This is a genomic window from Actinospineispora spinosispora DSM 44797 (assembly GCF_000429025.1).
GTDB lineage: Bacteria > Actinomycetota > Actinomycetes > Mycobacteriales > Pseudonocardiaceae > Pseudonocardia > Pseudonocardia spinosispora.
In genome coordinates, this window is sequence record NZ_KE386836.1 from 39,292 (window position 1) to 57,271 (window position 17,980).

Annotated in this window: 16 protein-coding genes; 7 read left to right on the forward strand and 9 right to left on the reverse strand. The window is 68.1% G+C overall.

The annotated features are described in order from the left end of the window. The first annotated feature begins 52 nt into the window (after positions 1 to 52). Positions 53 to 910, forward strand: a complete 858-nt coding sequence (locus G406_RS52215; protein WP_245607356.1) for a DeoR/GlpR family DNA-binding transcription regulator — start codon at positions 53 to 55, stop codon at positions 908 to 910. A 316-nt stretch (positions 911 to 1,226) separates the two neighbouring features. Beyond that, positions 1,227 to 2,459 (forward strand): PucR family transcriptional regulator, encoded by a 1,233-nt coding sequence (locus G406_RS52220; RefSeq protein ID WP_037080666.1) that lies wholly within the window; start codon positions 1,227 to 1,229, stop codon positions 2,457 to 2,459. 203 nt (positions 2,460 to 2,662) lie between these two features. Here G406_RS52220 and G406_RS0137215 read toward each other — a convergent pair whose 3' ends face one another. The 6 genes from G406_RS0137215 to G406_RS0137240 form a co-directional block, all read right to left on the reverse strand. After that, positions 2,663 to 4,084: a phytoene desaturase family protein gene (locus tag G406_RS0137215; RefSeq protein WP_028937786.1), complete on the reverse strand. Its 1,422-nt coding sequence runs from the start codon at positions 4,082 to 4,084 to the stop codon at positions 2,663 to 2,665. A 33-nt stretch (positions 4,085 to 4,117) separates the two neighbouring features. Beyond that, positions 4,118 to 5,839: a DUF3556 domain-containing protein gene (locus tag G406_RS0137220; RefSeq protein WP_028937787.1), complete on the reverse strand. Its 1,722-nt coding sequence runs from the start codon at positions 5,837 to 5,839 to the stop codon at positions 4,118 to 4,120. An 87-nt stretch (positions 5,840 to 5,926) separates the two neighbouring features. Then, entirely contained in the window at positions 5,927 to 6,481 is a 555-nt protein-coding gene (locus G406_RS0137225; protein ID WP_028937788.1) for a DUF3556 domain-containing protein, read from the reverse strand. A gap of 152 nt (positions 6,482 to 6,633) precedes the next feature. Beyond that, complete coding sequence (locus G406_RS52225) at positions 6,634 to 8,487, reverse strand: DUF3556 domain-containing protein (protein WP_051343206.1); 1,854 nt, start codon at positions 8,485 to 8,487, stop codon at positions 6,634 to 6,636. A 154-nt stretch (positions 8,488 to 8,641) separates the two neighbouring features. Further along, positions 8,642 to 10,504, reverse strand: coding sequence for a DUF3556 domain-containing protein (locus G406_RS52230; protein WP_064743149.1), 1,863 nt, complete (start codon positions 10,502 to 10,504; stop codon positions 8,642 to 8,644). Between the two features lie 220 nt (positions 10,505 to 10,724). Next, positions 10,725 to 10,907 carry a YegP family protein gene (locus G406_RS0137240; RefSeq protein WP_028937789.1) on the reverse strand — a complete coding sequence of 61 codons (183 nt, stop codon included), beginning with the start codon at positions 10,905 to 10,907 and terminating at the stop codon, positions 10,725 to 10,727. 187 nt (positions 10,908 to 11,094) lie between these two features. Between G406_RS0137240 and G406_RS52235 the strand changes: the two genes are divergently transcribed. Next, positions 11,095 to 11,628 (forward strand): anthrone oxygenase family protein, encoded by a 534-nt coding sequence (locus G406_RS52235; protein WP_211241382.1) that lies wholly within the window; start codon positions 11,095 to 11,097, stop codon positions 11,626 to 11,628. Between the two features lie 229 nt (positions 11,629 to 11,857). On the opposite strand, the gene G406_RS0137250 is transcribed toward G406_RS52235, so the two are convergent. The 3 genes from G406_RS0137250 to G406_RS58035 are packed head-to-tail and all read right to left on the reverse strand — an operon-like array spanning position 11,858 to position 13,157. Continuing rightward, positions 11,858 to 12,313, reverse strand: a complete 456-nt coding sequence (locus G406_RS0137250) for a nuclear transport factor 2 family protein (protein ID WP_028937790.1) — start codon at positions 12,311 to 12,313, stop codon at positions 11,858 to 11,860. Then, positions 12,310 to 12,747, reverse strand: a complete 438-nt coding sequence (locus G406_RS58030) for an ester cyclase (RefSeq protein WP_028937791.1) — start codon at positions 12,745 to 12,747, stop codon at positions 12,310 to 12,312. The genes G406_RS0137250 and G406_RS58030 overlap by 4 nt, the downstream gene beginning before the upstream one ends. Further along, a complete protein-coding gene (locus G406_RS58035) occupies positions 12,744 to 13,157 on the reverse strand; it encodes a hypothetical protein (protein ID WP_051343207.1) in 414 nt (137 codons plus the stop codon). The genes G406_RS58030 and G406_RS58035 overlap by 4 nt, the downstream gene beginning before the upstream one ends. 92 nt (positions 13,158 to 13,249) lie before the next feature. Here G406_RS58035 and G406_RS0137265 point away from each other — a divergent pair, with 92 nt between their 5' ends. The 4 genes from G406_RS0137265 (at position 13,250) to grpE (ending at position 17,963) form a co-directional block, all read left to right on the forward strand. Next, on the forward strand, positions 13,250 to 13,873 hold the full coding sequence (locus G406_RS0137265) for a TetR/AcrR family transcriptional regulator (RefSeq protein WP_028937792.1): 624 nt from the start codon (positions 13,250 to 13,252) through the stop codon (positions 13,871 to 13,873). 47 nt (positions 13,874 to 13,920) lie between these two features. Further along, positions 13,921 to 15,246 carry an FAD-dependent oxidoreductase gene (locus tag G406_RS52245; RefSeq protein ID WP_037080669.1) on the forward strand — a complete coding sequence of 442 codons (1,326 nt, stop codon included), beginning with the start codon at positions 13,921 to 13,923 and terminating at the stop codon, positions 15,244 to 15,246. 141 nt (positions 15,247 to 15,387) lie between these two features. Continuing rightward, on the forward strand, positions 15,388 to 17,259 hold the full coding sequence (dnaK, locus tag G406_RS0137275; protein ID WP_028937793.1) for a molecular chaperone DnaK: 1,872 nt from the start codon (positions 15,388 to 15,390) through the stop codon (positions 17,257 to 17,259). Continuing rightward, entirely contained in the window at positions 17,256 to 17,963 is a 708-nt protein-coding gene (grpE, locus tag G406_RS0137280; protein ID WP_245607357.1) for a nucleotide exchange factor GrpE, read from the forward strand. The genes dnaK and grpE overlap by 4 nt, the downstream gene beginning before the upstream one ends. Positions 17,964 to 17,980 lie beyond the last annotated feature (17 nt).

A 17,980-nucleotide genomic window follows, 5' to 3' on the forward strand; every position in this document is an offset into this window, starting at 1 on the left:
TCACCTGTGTGGTGTTAGGTTCGCATGGTTCATCACAGCTGACAATGGTGAGGTGGCTGTGGACGAGATCGTGGACGACACCGATGAGAGACCGTCCGGCATGGCGTTGCGCGTGCGGCGGGAGAAGATTCGGGAGCGGGTGACCGACGAGGGTTTCGTCCGCGCGGAAGACCTGGCCGACGACTTCTCGGTCAGCCTGATGACGGTGCACCGGGACCTCGATGCACTGCAGGACCAAGGCTGGCTGCGCAAGGTGCGGGGCGGCGCGACGTCCCAGCCGTCCGCGCTCTACCACGGCGACATCCGGTTCCGGCTGCAGCAGGTACCGGAGTCGAAGAAGGAGCTCGCGGACGCCGCGCTACGACTGGTCAAGCCCGGTCAGGCGGTGATGCTGGACGACAGCACCACGATCCTGTCGCTCGCCGAACGGTTGCCCGAGCGCGGTCCGCTGACGGTCATCACGCACTTCCTCGCGGTGGTCAAGCTGCTCGCGGGCGAGCCCGGCATCGACCTGTTCACCCTCGGCGGTGCGTACTACCCCGCCTACGACGCGTTCCTGGGGATGCACACCAGGGAAGCCGTCGGAGCGCTGCGGGCGGACCTGCTGATCATGTCGGCGACGGCGGTGAGTGGCGCGCACATCTACAACCAGGGCCAGGAGACGGTCGCGGTGGAGCGCGCGCTGTTCGCGGCGTCCGACAAGCGGGTTCTGCTGCTCGACCACACGAAGTTCCAGAAGCGCGGCATGTACCAGCTGCTCCCGGTGGCCGACTTCGACGTGGTCCTGGTGGACAGCACCACCGCCGAGGACGACGTAGCCGCATTGCGCGACGCCGGCGCCACGGTCCACCGGGCACGAGATTTCGCCCAGGACACGGACAACGCCAATCTGGGCTTCCTCGCGGAGTAGTTCCTGGTTGCGGGTGGTCCCCAAGGTGAACGGACCGCTAAGTTGGCTCCGCAACAGCTAGCCCAGCAACAGCTAGCCAGCAACAGCCAATCCGGCTCCGCGAGTCTCCGAAGGAGTTCCGGCGAAGGCCGGGCAGTGCATGTCCGCAACAACCGCGCCAACGCAAGGAGGCGGCTCCCAGAGTGACGACAAGCGCGCGCCCAGCGACGAAGGAGCTTGTTTTTCTGGGAGCACCCCAGCGAGCGCCAGCGAGCCGGGGTGGTCACAGAAGAACTCCGCGCGGAACAGGCCGGAAGAGACAGCGCGGGAAAAGCACATGAATACAGCAGACCTGGTCGCCGCCGTCGCGCATGATCTGGAGCGTCAGCTGGAGCAGCTGACCGCGGACACCTGCATGCTCCTGATCGACAAGATCCCGCAGCTGGACGTGCCCGAGGAGGACGTCAGGGAGCTGCTGGTGGCCAGCGTCGGCGCGAACATGGCCACGGCGGTGCACATCCTGGCGCACCACATCCCGGTCAACCAGATCGAGGTGCCGGCCGCGGCGGCCTACTACGCGCGACGGTTGGCGCAGCGCAACATCCCGATGGAGAGCCTGCTGCGCGCCTACCGTCTCGGCGAGGCCCGGTTCCACCAGTGGTGGATGCGGCTGTTGGACGAGCAGCGGCCCGACTCGCAGCTGATGATCACCGCGTTGCGTCACACGATGGGTGTGACCAGCGCGTACATCGACCGGGTCTCGGAGAACCTGAGCGAGATCTACAGCGAGGAACGCGAGGCGTGGGCGCACCGGGCGGGTGCGTCGCGTGCGGTGCAGGTGCGCACGGTGTTGGAGGACGAGAGTCTGGACACCTCGGCGGCCGAGGCGTTGACCGGCTACCGCATGGCCGGTCAGCACCTGGCGCTCGTGGTGTGGACACCGGCCCGGGACACCGTCCGCCGCGTCGAGCCGGTGGTGCAGGCGATCGTGGAGCTGACCGGCTACCAGCCGCTCGCGGTTCTCCCCGACGATCACACGCTGTGGGCGTGGGTGTCGGGCGCCGGTATCGGCGGTGTCGACCCGGTGGAGCTGGAGAAGAGGTCGGAGGGTGCGCGCATCGCGTTGGGCAGCCCGGCGGACGGGCTTGCCGGGTTCCGCGCGTCCCATCGGCAGGCGTTGAACGCTCGACGGGTGGCCGAGATCCACGGTGACGAGGCCGGTTCGGTGACGTCCTTCGCCGACGTCGCGGTGTCGGCGTTCCTCGCCGCCGATCTGACCGATGCCCGGCGGTGGGTCAGCGACGTGCTGGGTGGGCTGGCCGCTGATGACGAGGGCGCCGCTGAGCTGCGGCGGACCGTACTGGCCTATCTGCGGGCCGGGTCGAGCCTGATCGACGCGGCGGCCGAGCTGCATCTGCACAAGAACACCGTGCGGTATCGGCTGCGCAAGGCCGAGGACATTCGCGGGGGGCGTGCGGTCACCGAGCGGCGGTTGGACTTGGAGGTCGCGCTGTTGGCCTGTGAGCACCTGGGGCGGGCCGTGCTGGCCAATCCTCGGCCTCGGCTTTGAGACTCAGCCCTGTGCCCGGCTTTGCCCGTGCCCGGCTCCAAGGCATCTCGGCTTCGCCGTCGACTCGTGAGTGGCAAGGGCGCCTATAGGCGCCCGGAGCACTCACGACGGTAAAGCTGTCGTGAGTGCTCCGAGCGCCTACGCTTCGCGCCGCTCCGCGGTAGACGCCCTTGCCACTCACGAGGGGTAGACGTCCTTGCCACTCACAGGGAGGACAGGGCTGCTTGTGCTGCGTTGTAGCCGCACATTCCGTGGACTCCGGCTCCGGGGGGCGCGGACTGGGAGCAGAGGTAGACGCCCTTGATGCCGGTCGAGTACGGGTTCAGGGACAGGCGCGGGCGGGCCACCAGCTGCAGGGGGTTGTTCAGGCCGCCGACTATGTCGCCCCCGATGTAGTTGGCGTTGTAGGACTCGAACGACGAGGGTGACGTCGACACCGACGCGACGATCGTGTCCCGGAACCCGGGCGCGAAACGCTCGATCTGCCGGGTCACCAGCTCGGTCGCCTCCGACTCGGAGCCCGACCACCCGTGCGGGACGTGCGCGTAGGCGTACAACGGGTGCACATCGCCTGCCGAGCGCGCGGGGTCGGCCAGGTACTGCTGCCCGACCAGCACGAACGGCGACGACGGCAGCACACCGCGCGCGCACTCGGCCTCCGCCGAGGCGATCTGCGCCAACGTACCGCCCAGGTGCACGGTCCCTGCGTGCCTGCTCGGCTCGTAGGACCACGGCACCCCGCCGCGCACCGCGTAGTCGACCTTGAACGCGGCCGGGCCCTGCTTGTACCGCAGGTAGCCGCGGCGCACCCGCGCCGGAAGCCGGTCGCCGCACACGGACGCGGCGACGCGCGGCGCGAGATCCAGCATCACGATGTCGGCGGGCGGGAGCGAGGCCAGCGACGTCACCTCGACGCCGGTCGTGATGGTCCCGCCGAGACTGCGCAGCAACGACGCGAGCGCGGAGGTGATCGCCTGGCTGCCGCCCTCCGCGACCGGCCAGCCGAAGCTGTGGCCCATCGCGATGATGCCCATGCCGAGTGACGCGGTCAGCGGCCGGTTGAACGGGTAGAAGGCGTGCGCGACGTTGCCGGCGAACAACCCGCGTGCCTCGGGGCTGCGGAACAGGCGGCCGCTCAGCGTCGCCGGCGGTAGGCCGGGCGCGCCGAACCGGGCCAGCCGCAGCGGATGCTTCGGCACCTGCAGCACCGGCGCCATGATCGAGGGCAGCAGCTCGTCGAAGCCCGCCACGGTCGGACCGAACAGCCGTTTCCATCGCGCACCGTCCGGCGCGGGCAGCTCCTCGGCGGTCCGGGAGATCGAGCGGTGCAGCGACGCGCCGGTGCCGCCGTCCTGCGGATGGGTGCAGTCGATCTCCGGCCAGCGCCAGCGCAGGCCGTGGCTCTCCAGGTCGAGGCTGTTGAAGAACGGTGACGCGGCACCGGCGGGGTGGATGCCGGAACATTCGTCGTGCAGCACCCCGGGCACGGTCAGCTCGCCGCTGCGGGTACCACCGCCGATGCGGTCCCTCGCCTCCAGGACGGTCACCGAGACACCCTCGCGGGCCAGTGCGACAGCGGCGGACAGCCCGTTCGGGCCGGAGCCGACCACGATGGCGTTGGTCATGGCCCCCATCCTGGACCAGTACTGATCAGACAGCTACGTCCGGGACGTGATCATGACCGGGACGTTGTCGATCTCCCACGGTTGACGGCGTGCCATGTCCTCCAGCAGTACCCGGCCGCACTCGAAGACCCCGGTCGCGGCGTCGACGAGCTGGTAGGACTGGGCCTGCGAACCGAGCGGCACCGATTCGAGCACGACGATGCGCACCTCGCCGGGTTCGAAGTGGCAGCGTTCCTGTAACGCGGCGAGAAGCTGCGCGCCGTGCAGGTGGCCCTCGCCGAAGTCCCAGCCGAGCACGGCGCCCGCGACCAGCTCACCCTCCATCACGAACGCGCTCTCGTGCTGTGCGCCGGCGGCCCGGGGCAGCAGTCCGAACAGCGCGCGTCCGTGCAGCTGCAGCGCCCGGAAGGTCTGCACCTTGTGCGTGAACAGCTCCGCGATCTGCTCGCCGTACAGCTTCGTCAGCTGATGTTTGGCGAACGCGGAGGACTTGACGACGTGTTGCTCGATCTTGGGCAGGGCGGTCGGGTTCAGCGCCCACATCGACGTCGCCCAGTTGCCCGCGTAGTAGCGCATCGAGACCAGGAACGAGACCTGGTCCGGACGCAGGTTGCCCCACGTGACGACGCAGACGACCGGCACGGCGAACAGCGCGGGCAGCAACGGATGGGCGGCCGTCGCCAGGGTGAGGGAGGGACGGCCGTGGAACAGGAACAGCAGCGCGACGATGATCCAGGCGTTCCATTCCAGTGGGGCCGCGATCGGGACGCTGAGGATGACGGCTGCGTGGAATAGCACCAAAGTCGTCATCGCGAGCAGGATGAGTGTGCCGTTATCGGCGACCAATAATGTCAAGGGCGCCAGGTACTCGACGATTACCACCAAAACGGAAAGTACAGTGACCAAAATCGAGGGACGCATGTCGTCCGGCAACGCACGGAACAACCACTTGCGAATCCACTTGAACGTCAGTGGTGTGTGGCTGAGCGATACCGCCAACGAATACGGGAAGAGCCGGCTGAGCTTCGAGGTCGCGGCGGCCCACCACATGAGCACCAGCAGGATTTTCGCGGTGACGACCAGATCGGTGAACGGCAGGAAGAAAGTCAGCACGAGCACCCAGTAGTGCTCGGCGCGCGCGGCCAGGAAGATCGTCTTGTCGCGTAGCCCGATCAGCGGGACGAGTACCGCGAGCGGGACGGCCAGCACCGGGTCGAGCATCCTCACCGGGCCGGCGAGATCGGTGCCCTGATACTCGGCCGGAGCCAGCAGCAGCCAGCCCGCTGACAGAACAAGTGCCAGGTAGAGCAGTACATCCAGGACGGTGCGCCGGGTGCCCCCGGTGCCGGGAACCCGGTCCGGCCACGGGGGCAGACGGATGGTCCCGGGGCGCGCCCAGTTCAGGCAGCCACCGAACGGCGGGAGGAAGTGCATGGTCAACGGGCCGAATCCGCAGCCGAGGCCGAGCACCTCGAACAGCAGTCCCCAGGCCACCATCTTCTGGAACACGACCGGCTCCGTCCACCAGTCCCGAATGTCGGCCAGAGTGCCGATCCCCGGTGTCGAGCGGAGAATGAGCAGCCCGATCCCGATGAAAGCCAACAGCTTGATCAAGTAGATGACGTACGCGACCCCGGGCATCGCGGAGCCGTAGTTGCCCCAGTCCTGACAGGTGGGACGTAATCGTTCCGCCCGTCGGCCCCAGTGCCAGAAGTGCATGTTGAACGGAGGGCGTCGAGGGGTGAGGAAGCCCACGTGTCTTCACCCTTATCGCGATAGACGTAATACGTATGCGGCAAAGGTTATTGTGCCTCACGTATAACGCGACGCAAAACGCGGGAGCTACCAGATTCGGGTTCGGGGTGGATGCCGCTCGGTGCCGGGGGCCGATGGCTGCGGGAAGACCGAAAGCGCCTCCTCGACCGTGGCCTCGGGTGCGACGGGGAGTGCGAGTGGCTCGTCCGGTGCCGGCCGCCTCGGGAGGACGGCCGCCACCGAGGCCGGCGCCTGCGGGCTGGCCTGGCTCAGTACGACGGCGGGCATGTCGTCGATGTCCCACGGCTGGCGGTCCATCATGTCGGCGACCGAGATGCACCCGGTCTCGTCGACACCGCCGGCGGCGTCGACGAGGCGGTAGTGCTGACGGTCCGAGCCCAGCGAGTGCGACTTGAGCAGCCCGGCGAAGAGCAGTACGTCGAACCAGTTCCAGAAGCTGCCCCGGGTGAACGGGACCTTGCCGAGCCACGGCGGCGGCCGGACCGTACCGGGACGCAGCCAGTGCAGGATGCGCCGATCGGCGGGATGAACCGCATGGTCAGCGGGCCGAAGCCGAGGCTGACGGCCTCGAACAACAGGCTCCAGATCAGGATCTTCTGCAGCACGACCGGCTCGGCCCATCAGCTCTCGATCTCGGAGAGCGTTCCGATCCTGGTGAAGCGGGAACGAGGGGTCCCCTAGGCGCCGAGCCCGTGAGCCGAGTTATTGTGTCGCACATATAACGATTGACTCAATCGCCTCACTTGCCCGCGAGTACTACCGAATACCCTGCGTCAGCCCAGCTCGGAGGGCGATGGGTCCGTGCGCAAACCTTCCGTGCTGATCTTCGGCTCGGGTACCCGGACGTCGGTCTGGAGGGCCGGGAACTCGTCCTCCGGCAGCGGCATCGGGGTCGAGTGCAGCACGCAGGCCGGCAGGTTGTCGATCTCCCACGGCTGCCGGTTGACCATGTCGCTCATCAGGACGTACCCGGTCTCGAACACCCCGTTGGCGCCGTCCACGAGCCGGTAGTGCTGGCGGTCCGAGCCGAGCACGGCGGACTCGAGGAAGACCACCCGCAGCTCACCGGGCTCGAAGTCGCAGCGTTCCTGGAGCGCCGCGACCAGCTGCTCGCCGTGCAGGTGACCCTCGCCGAAGTTCCAGCCGAGCAGCGTGCCGCACACCAGCTCGCCCTCGATGACCACGGCGCTCTCGTGCTCCTGGCCGGCGGCTCTCGGTAGGAGACCGAACAGCGCGCGACCGTGGTGGTGCAGTGAGCGGAAGGTCAGCACGGTGTGCGCGAACAGTTCGGCGATCTGCTCGCCGTACATCTTCTTGAGCTGGTCCTTGGGGAACCCGGAGTACTTGACGACGTTCTTGTCGATCTTGGCGAGCGCCGACGGCTTGAGTGCCCACATCGAGGTGGGCCAGTTGCCCGCGTAGTAGCGCATCGAGACCAGGTAGGAGATCTGGTCCGGACGTAGGTTTCCCCAGGTGATGAGCACGACGACCGGCAGCGCGAGCAGCGCGGGGAACAGCGGGTGGGTCGTGCTGCCGAGGTCGACCGTGGGATACCCGCCGAACAGGTACATCACCGAGAAGATCATGGTCAGGTTCCACTCGTGCGGAACGGCGACCGGCATGGCCATGAGCGTGCCGATGTGGAACAGCGCCATGCAGAACACGGCGAGCAGGATCGCCGTCCGGTTGGTGGCGACCAGGAGGGCCAGCGGCACGACGTACTCGATGAGTGTCACGAACCAGGCCAGCGCGGTGACGGACCTGGACGGCAGCATGTTGTCCGGCGGCGCCCGGAACAGTCTGCGGCGGAACCACGGGTGGGTCAGCGGGTTGTGGGTGAGGATGACCGACAGGGTGAACGGCCAGATCCTGCCCAGCTTGGACGTCGCCGCGCCCCACCACATGAGCACCAGCAGGATCTTCGCCGCGACGACCATGTCCAGGAACGGCAGGAAGAACGCCAGCACCAGCACCCAGTAGTGCTCGGGGCGGGAGGCGAGGAACACGGTCTTGTCGCGCAGACCGATCAGCGGCAGCAGGACCGCGAGCGGGAGCAGCCGCAGCGGATCGAGCGTGGTGACCGGGCCGAGCACGCCGGCGTCGGCGTGGGTGGCAGGCGAGGCCAGTAGCCAGATCGCCGAGGCGAGCAGTCCGAGGTAGAGCAGTACGTCGACCAGGCCGCGGCGGGTTCCGCCGGTGAGAGGCACGCGACCGGGCCACGGCGGCATGCGGATCGTCCCGGGTCGGAGCCAGTACAGCAGGCCACCGAGCGGCGGAAGGAACCGCATGGTCAGCGGGCCGAACCCACCGCCGAAGCCGGTGACCTCGACCAGCATCGCCCAGATGATCGCCTTCTGGAACACGACCGGCTCGGTCCACCAGGCGCCGATCTGTTCGAGCGTGCCGAGGCCGGGGGTCGCCGCGATGATGAAGGCGCCCGCGACCAGGAACGCGGCGAACTTGACCACGTAGATGATGTAGATGATGCCGGGGAGCGCGGGACCGTAGTTGCTCCAGTGCTGCGCCATCGGTCGCAGCCGTTCCGATCGCCGCCCCCAGTACCAGAAGTGCAGGTTGAAGGGGGGCATCTTGGGGGCGAGAAAGCCCAACGCGACCTCTTCCTCCACTCACAGGCGGCTGGGCCCCTGGACCGAAACTCAGTGTCCTTATTGTGCCCCAAATACAACTTGACTGCGCAACAAAATCGCTGTGTGGCGGTAGACATACCCGTGAGTGGCGCGGCCGCCCATGGGCGGCCGCGCCACTCACGGGTGCTTGCTCTTACGCGGTGCCGGCGTGCGGCGCGGACCAGCCGGGTTCGTACTGCTCGCCGCTGGCCTTGGGCGCCGGTAGGTCGGGGCCGTCCTCCTCGTCGGAGTACTCGTCCTGCGACCAGGTGTCGTCCCACTCGTCCGGGCCGGTCAGCACCTGGTAGACGACGTGCGCCGGCAGGTCCTCGATGTCCCACGGCTGGCGGTTCACCATGTCGTCGACCAGGACGTAGCCACGCTCGAACACACCGGTGGCCGCGTCGACCAGCCGGTACTCCTGCCGGTCCGAACCGATCGGCGCCGACTCCAGCACCACGACCCGGACCTCGCCGGGCTCGAAGTTGCAGCGTTCCTGCATGGCGCTGATCAGCTGCTCGTTGTGCAGGTGCCCGTCGCCGAAGTCCCAGCCGAGCACCGCACCGGCGACCAGCTCGCCCTCCATGACGAACGCGTCCTCGTGGTCGGGGCCCACCGCGCGCGGCAGCAACCCGAACATGCCGCGACCGTGGTGGTGCAACGCGCGGAACGTGTAGACCTTGTGCGCGAACAGCTCGGCGACCTGCTCGCCGTACAGCCTGGCCAGTTGGTCCTTGGCGAAGCCCGAGTACTTGACGATGTTGTCGTCGACCTTGGCGATCGCGGACCGTTCGAGCGCCCACATCGTCGTCGGCCAGTTGCCCGCGTAGTAGCGCATCGAGGGCAGGAACGAGACCTGGTCCGGCCGCAGGTTGCCCCAGGTGATCGTGATGACCACCGGGATGGCGATGAGCGCGGGCAGCAGCGGGTGGGCCGAGTTGCCCAGGTCCAGCGAGGAGTGGCCCCAGAACAGGTAGACCAGCGAGAAGATGATGAACACGTTCCACTCGAGCGGAACGCCGAACGGCACCGACACAGTGATGTTCAGGTGGAACAACACCATCACGACGATCGCGACGAGCGTCACCGTGCGGTTCGTCGATACCAGCATCACCAGCGGCGCACCGAACTCGATCATCGTGCCGAGCCACGCACCCGCGCCGGCGAGGCGCGACGGGCGCATGTCGTTGGGGAACGAGCGGAACAGGCGCCTGCGGATGGCCTTGGGGACCAGCGGGGCGTTGCTGATCATCGTGGCGACGGTGAACGGGAAGAACCGGTTCAGCTTGGACGTCGCCGCGCCCCACCAGATCAGGATCATCAGGATCTTGGCGCCGACGACCATGTCCACGAAGGGCAGCAGGAACAACAGCAGGGTGATCCAGTAGTGCTCGGCGCGCGCCGCCAGGAAGATCGTCTTGTCGCGCAGGCCGAGCAGCGGGATCAGCACCGCGAGCGGCACGATGCGCTGCGGATCGAGCATCATGACCGGGCCGGTCAGGTCGGTGTCGAGCCGCGTCGCCGGCGATAAGAGCAGCCACACTGCCGCGGCGAGGATTCCCAGGTAGAGCAGCGCGTCGAACGCGGTGCGGTTGGTGCCCCTGGTGAGCGGCACCTTGCCCGGCCAGGGCGGCAGCCGCACGGTGCCGGGGCGCAGGAAGTAGAGGAAACCGCCGAACGGCGGCAGGAACCGCATGGTCAGCGGGCCGAAACCGCAGCCGAGACCGAGGATCTCGAACAGCAGGCTCCAGATCACGGCCTTCTGGAACACCACCGGTGCGGTCCACCAGGTGCCGATCTCGGCGAGCGTGCCGATTCCCGGGGTGGCCTTGATGAACGCGAGCCCGCCGGCCACGTAGCCGACGATCTTGAGCAGGTGGACCAGGTAGACGGCGGACGGAACTCCGGCGCCGTGCTCGCCCCAGTGCTGGCACAGTGGCTTCAGTCGCTCGGAGCGGCGGCCCCAGTGCCAGAAGTGCAGATCGAAGGGGGGCAACTTGGGCCAGATGAACCCCACATCGCCTCCCCATACCTACTACTCGCCGCCGTTGGCGGGCATCGCACAGAACCCGGGACCCGGAAAGTGACGTGGTCCAAGGGCAGGATGGCTACTCTATTGGGCCGGTCGGCTCAGCGACGAGGGCAATAAGCCCCAAGTTGACTCCGCTGTTTGTACGTCGCGTACAACAGCTCGGTTCGCCGCTGTGCCACCGCACCCCAAGAGCCGCCTAATGCAACTATTCGACGATGTCTTCGATCTTGGCGCCCTCGGCGGCACGTTGCACCGACTCGCATCCCTTGATGGCCGCCGCCTTGGTCTCGTAGGCTTCGCCCACGGCCACGACCTGGCTGTTTCCCGCTTTGAGCCGGAAACGGAACTTGCCAGCGCGGTCCTTGTACACCTCGAACTTGCCGGACATCTTGCCCTCCAAATTGCTTGGTGGATCAAGTACGAGGCGGACACTAACGCCTCCGCTCCGTAGCGGCTAGCGCTGGCAATGCACCGATCAGTGGAATCGAGCCCCCTGGTTGCGCTGAGACGATCGCGTATGTGGCCGAGGCGCAGAGCTATGGGCCTCCGGCCATCACCGCGGTGTGCTTGTGCACATGACGGAATCGCTGGCCGGGAGGCGCAAGATGGGCACGGGGCTGCAGGTACTGACGGTGGTGGCGCTACTCGGGAGCGCACTGAACGCCGGGATCTTCTACACGTTCTCCTCGTTCGTGATGCCTGGCTTCGCCAGGTTGACGCCCGAGCGTGGCATCGCGGCGATGCAGGCGGTCAACATCACCGCCGTCCGCGCACCCTTCATGTCGGTGCTGTTCGGAACGGCTCTGCTGTGTGTGGTCCTGGCGATCTGGTCGCTGACCTCGATCGGCTCGCCCTACTGGCTGTTCCTGCTGCTGGGCGCAGTGCTGTACCTGGTCGGCACGATCGGCATGACGATCTTCCTGCACGTCCCGCTGAACGATGCGCTGGCCGTGATCGATCCCGCCGCACCGGACAGCGCGGCCCAGTGGGCCGACTACCAGTCCCGCTGGAACGCCTGGAACCACGTCCGCTGGCTGACCCCCCTGGCGGCCTCGGCCCTGTTCACCGCGGCCGCATTCGCCGGCCGAGTAGCCCCCACCACGACCTGAGCGCCCACGCCCGCGCACATGCCGCTGGAACACCCTGCACACCTACATGCTGCGTCGCACACGTCCGGACATGTGCGACGCAGCACGTAGATGTGCAAAGTCGCCCTGGGGCGCACGCGCCAAGGCACTGGATGGCCAGCGGGGACACGCCCCGCAACCGCACCCCCCGAGACGCGTCAGCGGGGATAGGCCCGCAACCCCAGCGCGCTACGAGCCGACGGGACCACAGTCACCCCACGAGCCTCCGCCGGAAGACGAACGGCCCCACCCCGGAACGCCACCACGGCAACCACGAACGGGGCCGACGGAGAATGAGCGCCGCCACGAGACCGGGATCGAAGAACGAGTCGCGCCTGGTCACCATCCCGTCGGCGTCCAGCCACAGCTTGTCCACCAGCGGAAGCCGAAGCCGAGAACCCCGCAGCGTCCCGCTCAGCGTCAGCTCGATGAACAGCAGATCGTCCCGACCGGCCCAGCTGTCCACGGAGCCACGCAGGTCCGGGACCAGTACGAGTAGCCTGCGCACTTCGTCGGCCCACGCCGCGCGACCGACGCTCGCCGGCACGAGCGGCTGGTTCAGTACGACGTCCGAGGTGACCAGATCGTCCCAGGCGTGCGGGCCGGGCTTGTCCCATCCGGCGGCGAACCGATCCACCGCACTCCGATGCAGGTCCGTCGCGGTCATCGGTCGAGCAGGCCCAGCTGCTGCTGGGCGGACGCGATGTCCAGGTAGCTCCGCTTGCTCGCGACCTTCCCGTCGCGCAGCGTGAAGAAGTCACAGCCGGTGATGGTGAGCGGCTTCCCGGTGGGCTGGGCGACCAGGTCGCCGAAGGACAGCGGCACGGCGAGCGTCGCGGTGAGCGTGTACTCGGTGACGTAGCCGTCGGTGGTGGCGGTCAGCCGCTGGGTGTCGAACCGGATGTCCGGCCACACGGTGAGCAGTCCGACGATCGCCTCGCGTACCGCGTCCTTGCCGTGCACGGCGGGCGCGCCGAGAAGGTGCAGGTGGAACGAGGTGTCCTCGGTGTGCAGCGCGAGGATCGCGTCGACGTCGTGGCTGCCCCACGCCTCGTCGTAGCGGGCGGAGAACTCCTCGACGGTGAGCTCGGTGGTCGTCATTGACGGACTCCTTGGTGGTCGGTTCGGATGCTGAGCTGGGTGAGCCGGGCGAACAACGCGGTGATGACGATCAACAGGACGGCTTCGACCGGGCCGACGAACGCCGGGTGCGACTTCCCGATGTCGACCACATGGCCGATCGCGTGCAGCCCGTTCCACAGCGCGGTGAGCGCGAGTGCCGGGCTGCGCCATGCGGAGAACCGGTCGGCGAGCAGGAGACCGGCGCCGAACGTCGCGGCACATGCGGCGAAGTCCCTGACCAGGTGATCGGTGCCCGGCTCGACCTCACCGGAGCCGAAGTTCGCCAGCACCACGGTGAACGAGTACGGATGGATCGCGGCCCACGCGGCGAGCAGGATGAACGTCGCGCCGAGGCCGCGTAGGGTCAGCCGCCAGTGCCGGTCGGTCATCGTGTGCGACCTCTCTTGTAATCGTTACAAGAGAGAGTAGGGCCGCATCGGGACTTCGTGCAACCATTGGACGAAATATGGGGGTCGGGCGGATGGATCCGCGCAAGCGGCGCACCATGGACGCCTTGCTCAGGGCCGCTGAGCTGATCTTCAGCGAGCAGCCGGAGGACGAGGTCACGGTGGAGCAGATCGCCGAGCGGGCCGGTGTGGCGGTCGGCTCGATCTACAACCACTTCGGTTCGAAGGCGGGACTGCGCGCGGCCGTCGTCGAGCAGGCGCTGGCCGCCGACCGGCGGCACATGGACCGCGCGTACGTCCCCGACCGCACGCCGATGCAGCAGATTCGCGCGGCCGGCGATGAGTACCTGGCGTTCTACCTGCGCAATCCGGAGTACTTCCGGATGCTCGCGTTCCCCGGCGAACCCGGCAGCTACGCGGCGGGCCACGAGCTGGCCGCGCGGCTGGCGGACGCGGTGGAGGAACAGAACGAGCGCCTGGTCGCCGCGGTGCGGGCGGGTGTCGAGATGGGCGAGCTGCGCACGGTCGATCCGGAGCAGACCGCGATCGTGCTGTGGGCGGCCTGGAACGGCGTGCTGAGTCTCGGCTGGCGCCCCGACCGTCTCCGCAGGGACGAGGCACAGCTACGGGAGCTGATCGAGACCGCGACCGACGCGGTGGCCTACGGCCTGCTGGCCCGTCCCATGTCCGAGCGGTAGGGCCGTTTTCGCTGTTCAGCGGTCAATATCAGGGATAATCTCACTGGATGATGAAGCACGGCGTTGTGCTCGGTGCCAGCATCGGTGGCCTGCTCGCGGCGCGTGTGCTGACCGAGTTCTGCGACCGGGTGACCGTCGTGGAGCGCGACGTGCTGCCCGGGATCGGGGCGAACCGCAGGGGAGTGCCCCAGGGCCGGCACGGGCACGCGCTGCTGCCGCGCGGCGCGCAGATCCTGGAGGAGCTGTTCCCCGGCGTCCTGGCCGACCTGGTCGCCGGTGGTGTCCCGGTGGTGACCGATCTGGCGCAGGTCCGGTTCGTGGTGGGCGGCCGTCTGTTCAGCCAGCGCGGGGAGGTGGCGGGGGATTACGCCTACGTGCCCAGCCGGCCGTATCTCGAAGGTCAGGTGAGGGCGCGCCTGCGAGCGCTGCCGGAGATCGAGATCCGCGAGCGCTGCGAGGCCGTCGGACTTGCCGTGTCCGAAGGGCGGGACGCGGTGACCGGCGTGCGGGTCGTGCCCCACGGCGAGGCCGAGACGACGCTGCCGGCGGACCTGGTCGTCGATGCGACCGGGCGCAGCGGCCGAGGTGCGGAGGCCTGGCTGCCGTCACTCGGCTACGAGCCGGCGCCCGTGGAACGGCTGACGGTGGACCTCAAGTACGTCAGCCAGTGGCTCCGTTTCCCGCCAGGGGTGTCGTGGCCGGAGCTGCTCGTGCTGGTCGGTGCCGTGCCGGACCGGCCGACCGGCTTCGCCACCTTCGAGCAGGAGGGCGGTCGTAGGCTGCTGAGTGGGTTCGGTTTCGGCGAGCACGCTCCGCCCTCGGACCTGCCGGGTCTGCTGGAGTTCATCCGGACGCTGGCTCCGCCGGAGTTGTGTGCTGTGATCCGCGCCGCGACGCCGCTCGGTGAGCCCGCGACGCAGCGGTATTCGGGCAGTCTGCGCCGGCGGTACGAATGGCTGCGCCGGTTTCCCCGGGGTCTGCTCGTGTTCGGCGACGCGATCTGCAGCTTCAATCCGACCTACGGCCAGGGCATGACGGTTGCCGCTCTGGAGGCGGTCGCGCTGCGCGACTGTCTCGCCCAGGGCGTCGACGGGCTGGCCCGCCGGTTCTTCCGGGCCGCCGCGAGACCGGTCGGTCTCGCCTGGACCATTGCTTATGGGCAGGATCTCAAGCTGACCGGGCGAGCGGGCGAGGTACCACTCAGCGCGAGGGCGGTGAACGTGTTCGCCGACCGGATGCTCGCCGCCGCCCAGTGGGATCCGGTGGTGGCGGCGCAGTTCATGCGGGTCAACGGCTTTCTCGAGCCGCCTGCGCGGCTATTGCGGCCCGCGATCCTGGCACGCGCCCTGGCGGCGAATCTGCGCCGGCGTTAGACGCGCGGGAACAAGTTCGGAGCCCCCGCCGTTGTCCAGTCAGCAAGGTTGAGTGCAGGTGGCTCAAGGGCCGAGAAATCGGTACGCTTAGACTTGAGCGCAGCTCGCTCAAGGCAACTCATAGTATGGAGGACAACCACCATGGCTCGTGCGGTCGGAATCGACCTCGGGACCACCAACTCCGTCGTCTCCGTCCTCGAAGGTGGCGAGCCGACGGTCATCGCGAACTCCGAGGGTTCGCGCACCACCCCCTCCGTCGTCGCGTTCGCGCGCAACGGTGAGGTGCTCGTCGGGCAGTCGGCGAAGAACCAGGCAGTGACCAACGTCGACCGGACCATCCGGTCCGTGAAGCGACACGTCGGCACCGACTGGTCCACCGATGACATCGACGGCAAGAAGTACTCGGCGCAGGAGATCAGCGCCCGCGTGCTGCAGAAGCTCAAGCGCGACGCCGAGGCGTACCTGGGCGAAGAGGTCACGGACGCGGTCGTCACCGTGCCGGCCTACTTCGAGGACGCCCAGCGTCAGGCCACGAAGGAAGCCGGCCAGATCGCCGGGCTGAACGTGCTGCGCATCGTCAACGAGCCGACCGCCGCCGCGCTGGCCTACGGGCTGGACAAGGGCGACAAGGAGCAGACGATCCTGGTGTTCGACCTCGGTGGTGGCACGTTCGACGTGTCGCTGCTGGAGATCGGCGAGGGCGTCGTCGAGGTCAAGGCCACCAACGGTGACAACCACCTCGGCGGTGACGACTGGGACGAGCGGATCATCAGCTGGCTGGTCGACAAGTTCAAGAACGCCCAGGGCATCGACCTGACCAAGGACAAGATGGCCCTGCAGCGGCTGCGTGAGGCCGCCGAGAAGGCGAAGATCGAGCTGTCCAGCAGCTCCAGCGCCACGATCAACCTGCCGTACATCACGGTCGACGCGGACAAGAACCCGCTGTTCCTCGACGAGACGCTGTCCCGTGCCGAGTTCCAGCGCATCACGTCCGACCTGCTCGACCGCACCCGCGCCCCGTTCAACCAGGTCGTGAAGGACGCCGGCATCTCCGTCGGCTCGATCGACCACGTGGTCCTGGTCGGCGGTTCCACCCGCATGCCCGCCGTCACCGAGCTGGTCAAGGAGCTCACCGGCGGCAAGGAGCCCAACAAGGGCGTCAACCCGGACGAGGTCGTGGCCGTCGGTGCCGCACTGCAGGCCGGTGTGCTTCGCGGTGAGGTCAAGGACGTCCTGCTGCTCGACGTCACCCCGCTGTCCCTCGGCATCGAGACCAAGGGCGGCGTGATGACCAAGCTCATCGAGCGCAACACCACGATCCCGACGAAGCGCTCCGAGATCTTCACGACGGCTGACGACAACCAGCCCTCGGTGCAGATTCAGGTGTTCCAGGGTGAGCGGGAGATCGCGGCCTACAACAAGAAGCTCGGCATGTTCGAGCTGACCGGTCTGCCGCCCGCACCGCGTGGCGTCCCGCAGATCGAGGTGTCCTTCGACATCGACGCGAACGGCATCGTGCACGTGTCCGCCAAGGACCTGGGCACGGGCAAGGAGCAGTCGATGCAGATCACCGGTGGTTCCGCCCTGGGCAAGGACGAGATCGACCGGATGATGCGTGAGGCCGAGCAGCACGCCGAGGAGGACAAGAAGCGGCGCGAGGAGGCCGAGGTTCGCAACCAGGCCGAGACGCTCGTCTACCAGACGGAGAAGTTCGTCAAGGACAACGACGAGAAGCTGCCCGCCGACGTCAAGGAGGGCGTCAACTCCGCTCTCGGCGAGGCGCAGGAGGCGCTCAAGGGCACCGACACCGCGGCGATCAAGTCCGCGATGGAGAAGCTCGCCACCGAGTCGCAGAAGCTGGGTTCGGCGCTGTACCAGCAGCCGGGTGCCGAGGGTGACGCCGCCGCTGCCGGTGGTGCCGCGGGCGCCGACGCCGGTAAGGACGCCGGAGCGGACGACGTGGTCGACGCCGAGATCGTGGACGAGGACGACAAGGACAAGGACAAGAAGTGAGCGAGCGCTACGAAGGACCGGGCGACCGGTCCGCAACCAGCCCGGGTGAGCCCGAGCCGGTCGTGGTGCGAGACCGGCGTCGGATCGATCCGTTGACCGGCGAGGTCCGGGAACCGGCGGGTGCTCAGGCGCCAGCCGGGGACCAGCCGTCGACCGAGCCCTCGGACGAGCCGGTTGTCGAGGCCGAGGTGGTCGCCGATCCGTCGGAGGCCAAGCTCGCGGAGCTGACCGCTCAGCTCGACGAGCGCACCGCGGACCTGCAGCGGGTCAGCGCCGAGTACGCCAACTACCGGCGTCGCTCGGACCGCGACCGCGACGCGCTCGTCGTGTCGGCCAAGGCCAAGCTGGCGGGTGAGCTGCTCACCGTCCTGGACGACGTGGCTCGCGCGGAGCAGCACGGTGATCTCACCGGGCCGTTCAAGGCGGTGGCCGACAAGCTGGTCAGCACGCTGACCAGCGCCGGTCTCACCCCGTTCGGGGCGCAGGGCGACGAGTTCGACCCGTCCGTGCACGAGGCGGTGCAGCACAGCGCGGCCGACGACCTGGGCTCCGGTCCGACGGTCACGGTGGTCGACGCGGTGCTGCGCCAGGGGTATCGGCTCGGGGATCGTGTCCTGCGGCCGGCGATGGTGGTCGTCATCGACCGCAACGCGCCGGTCCTGGACGCCCCACCTGACACCGGAGCACCTGACGAAGACAACTGATCAACGTGAGCGGAGAG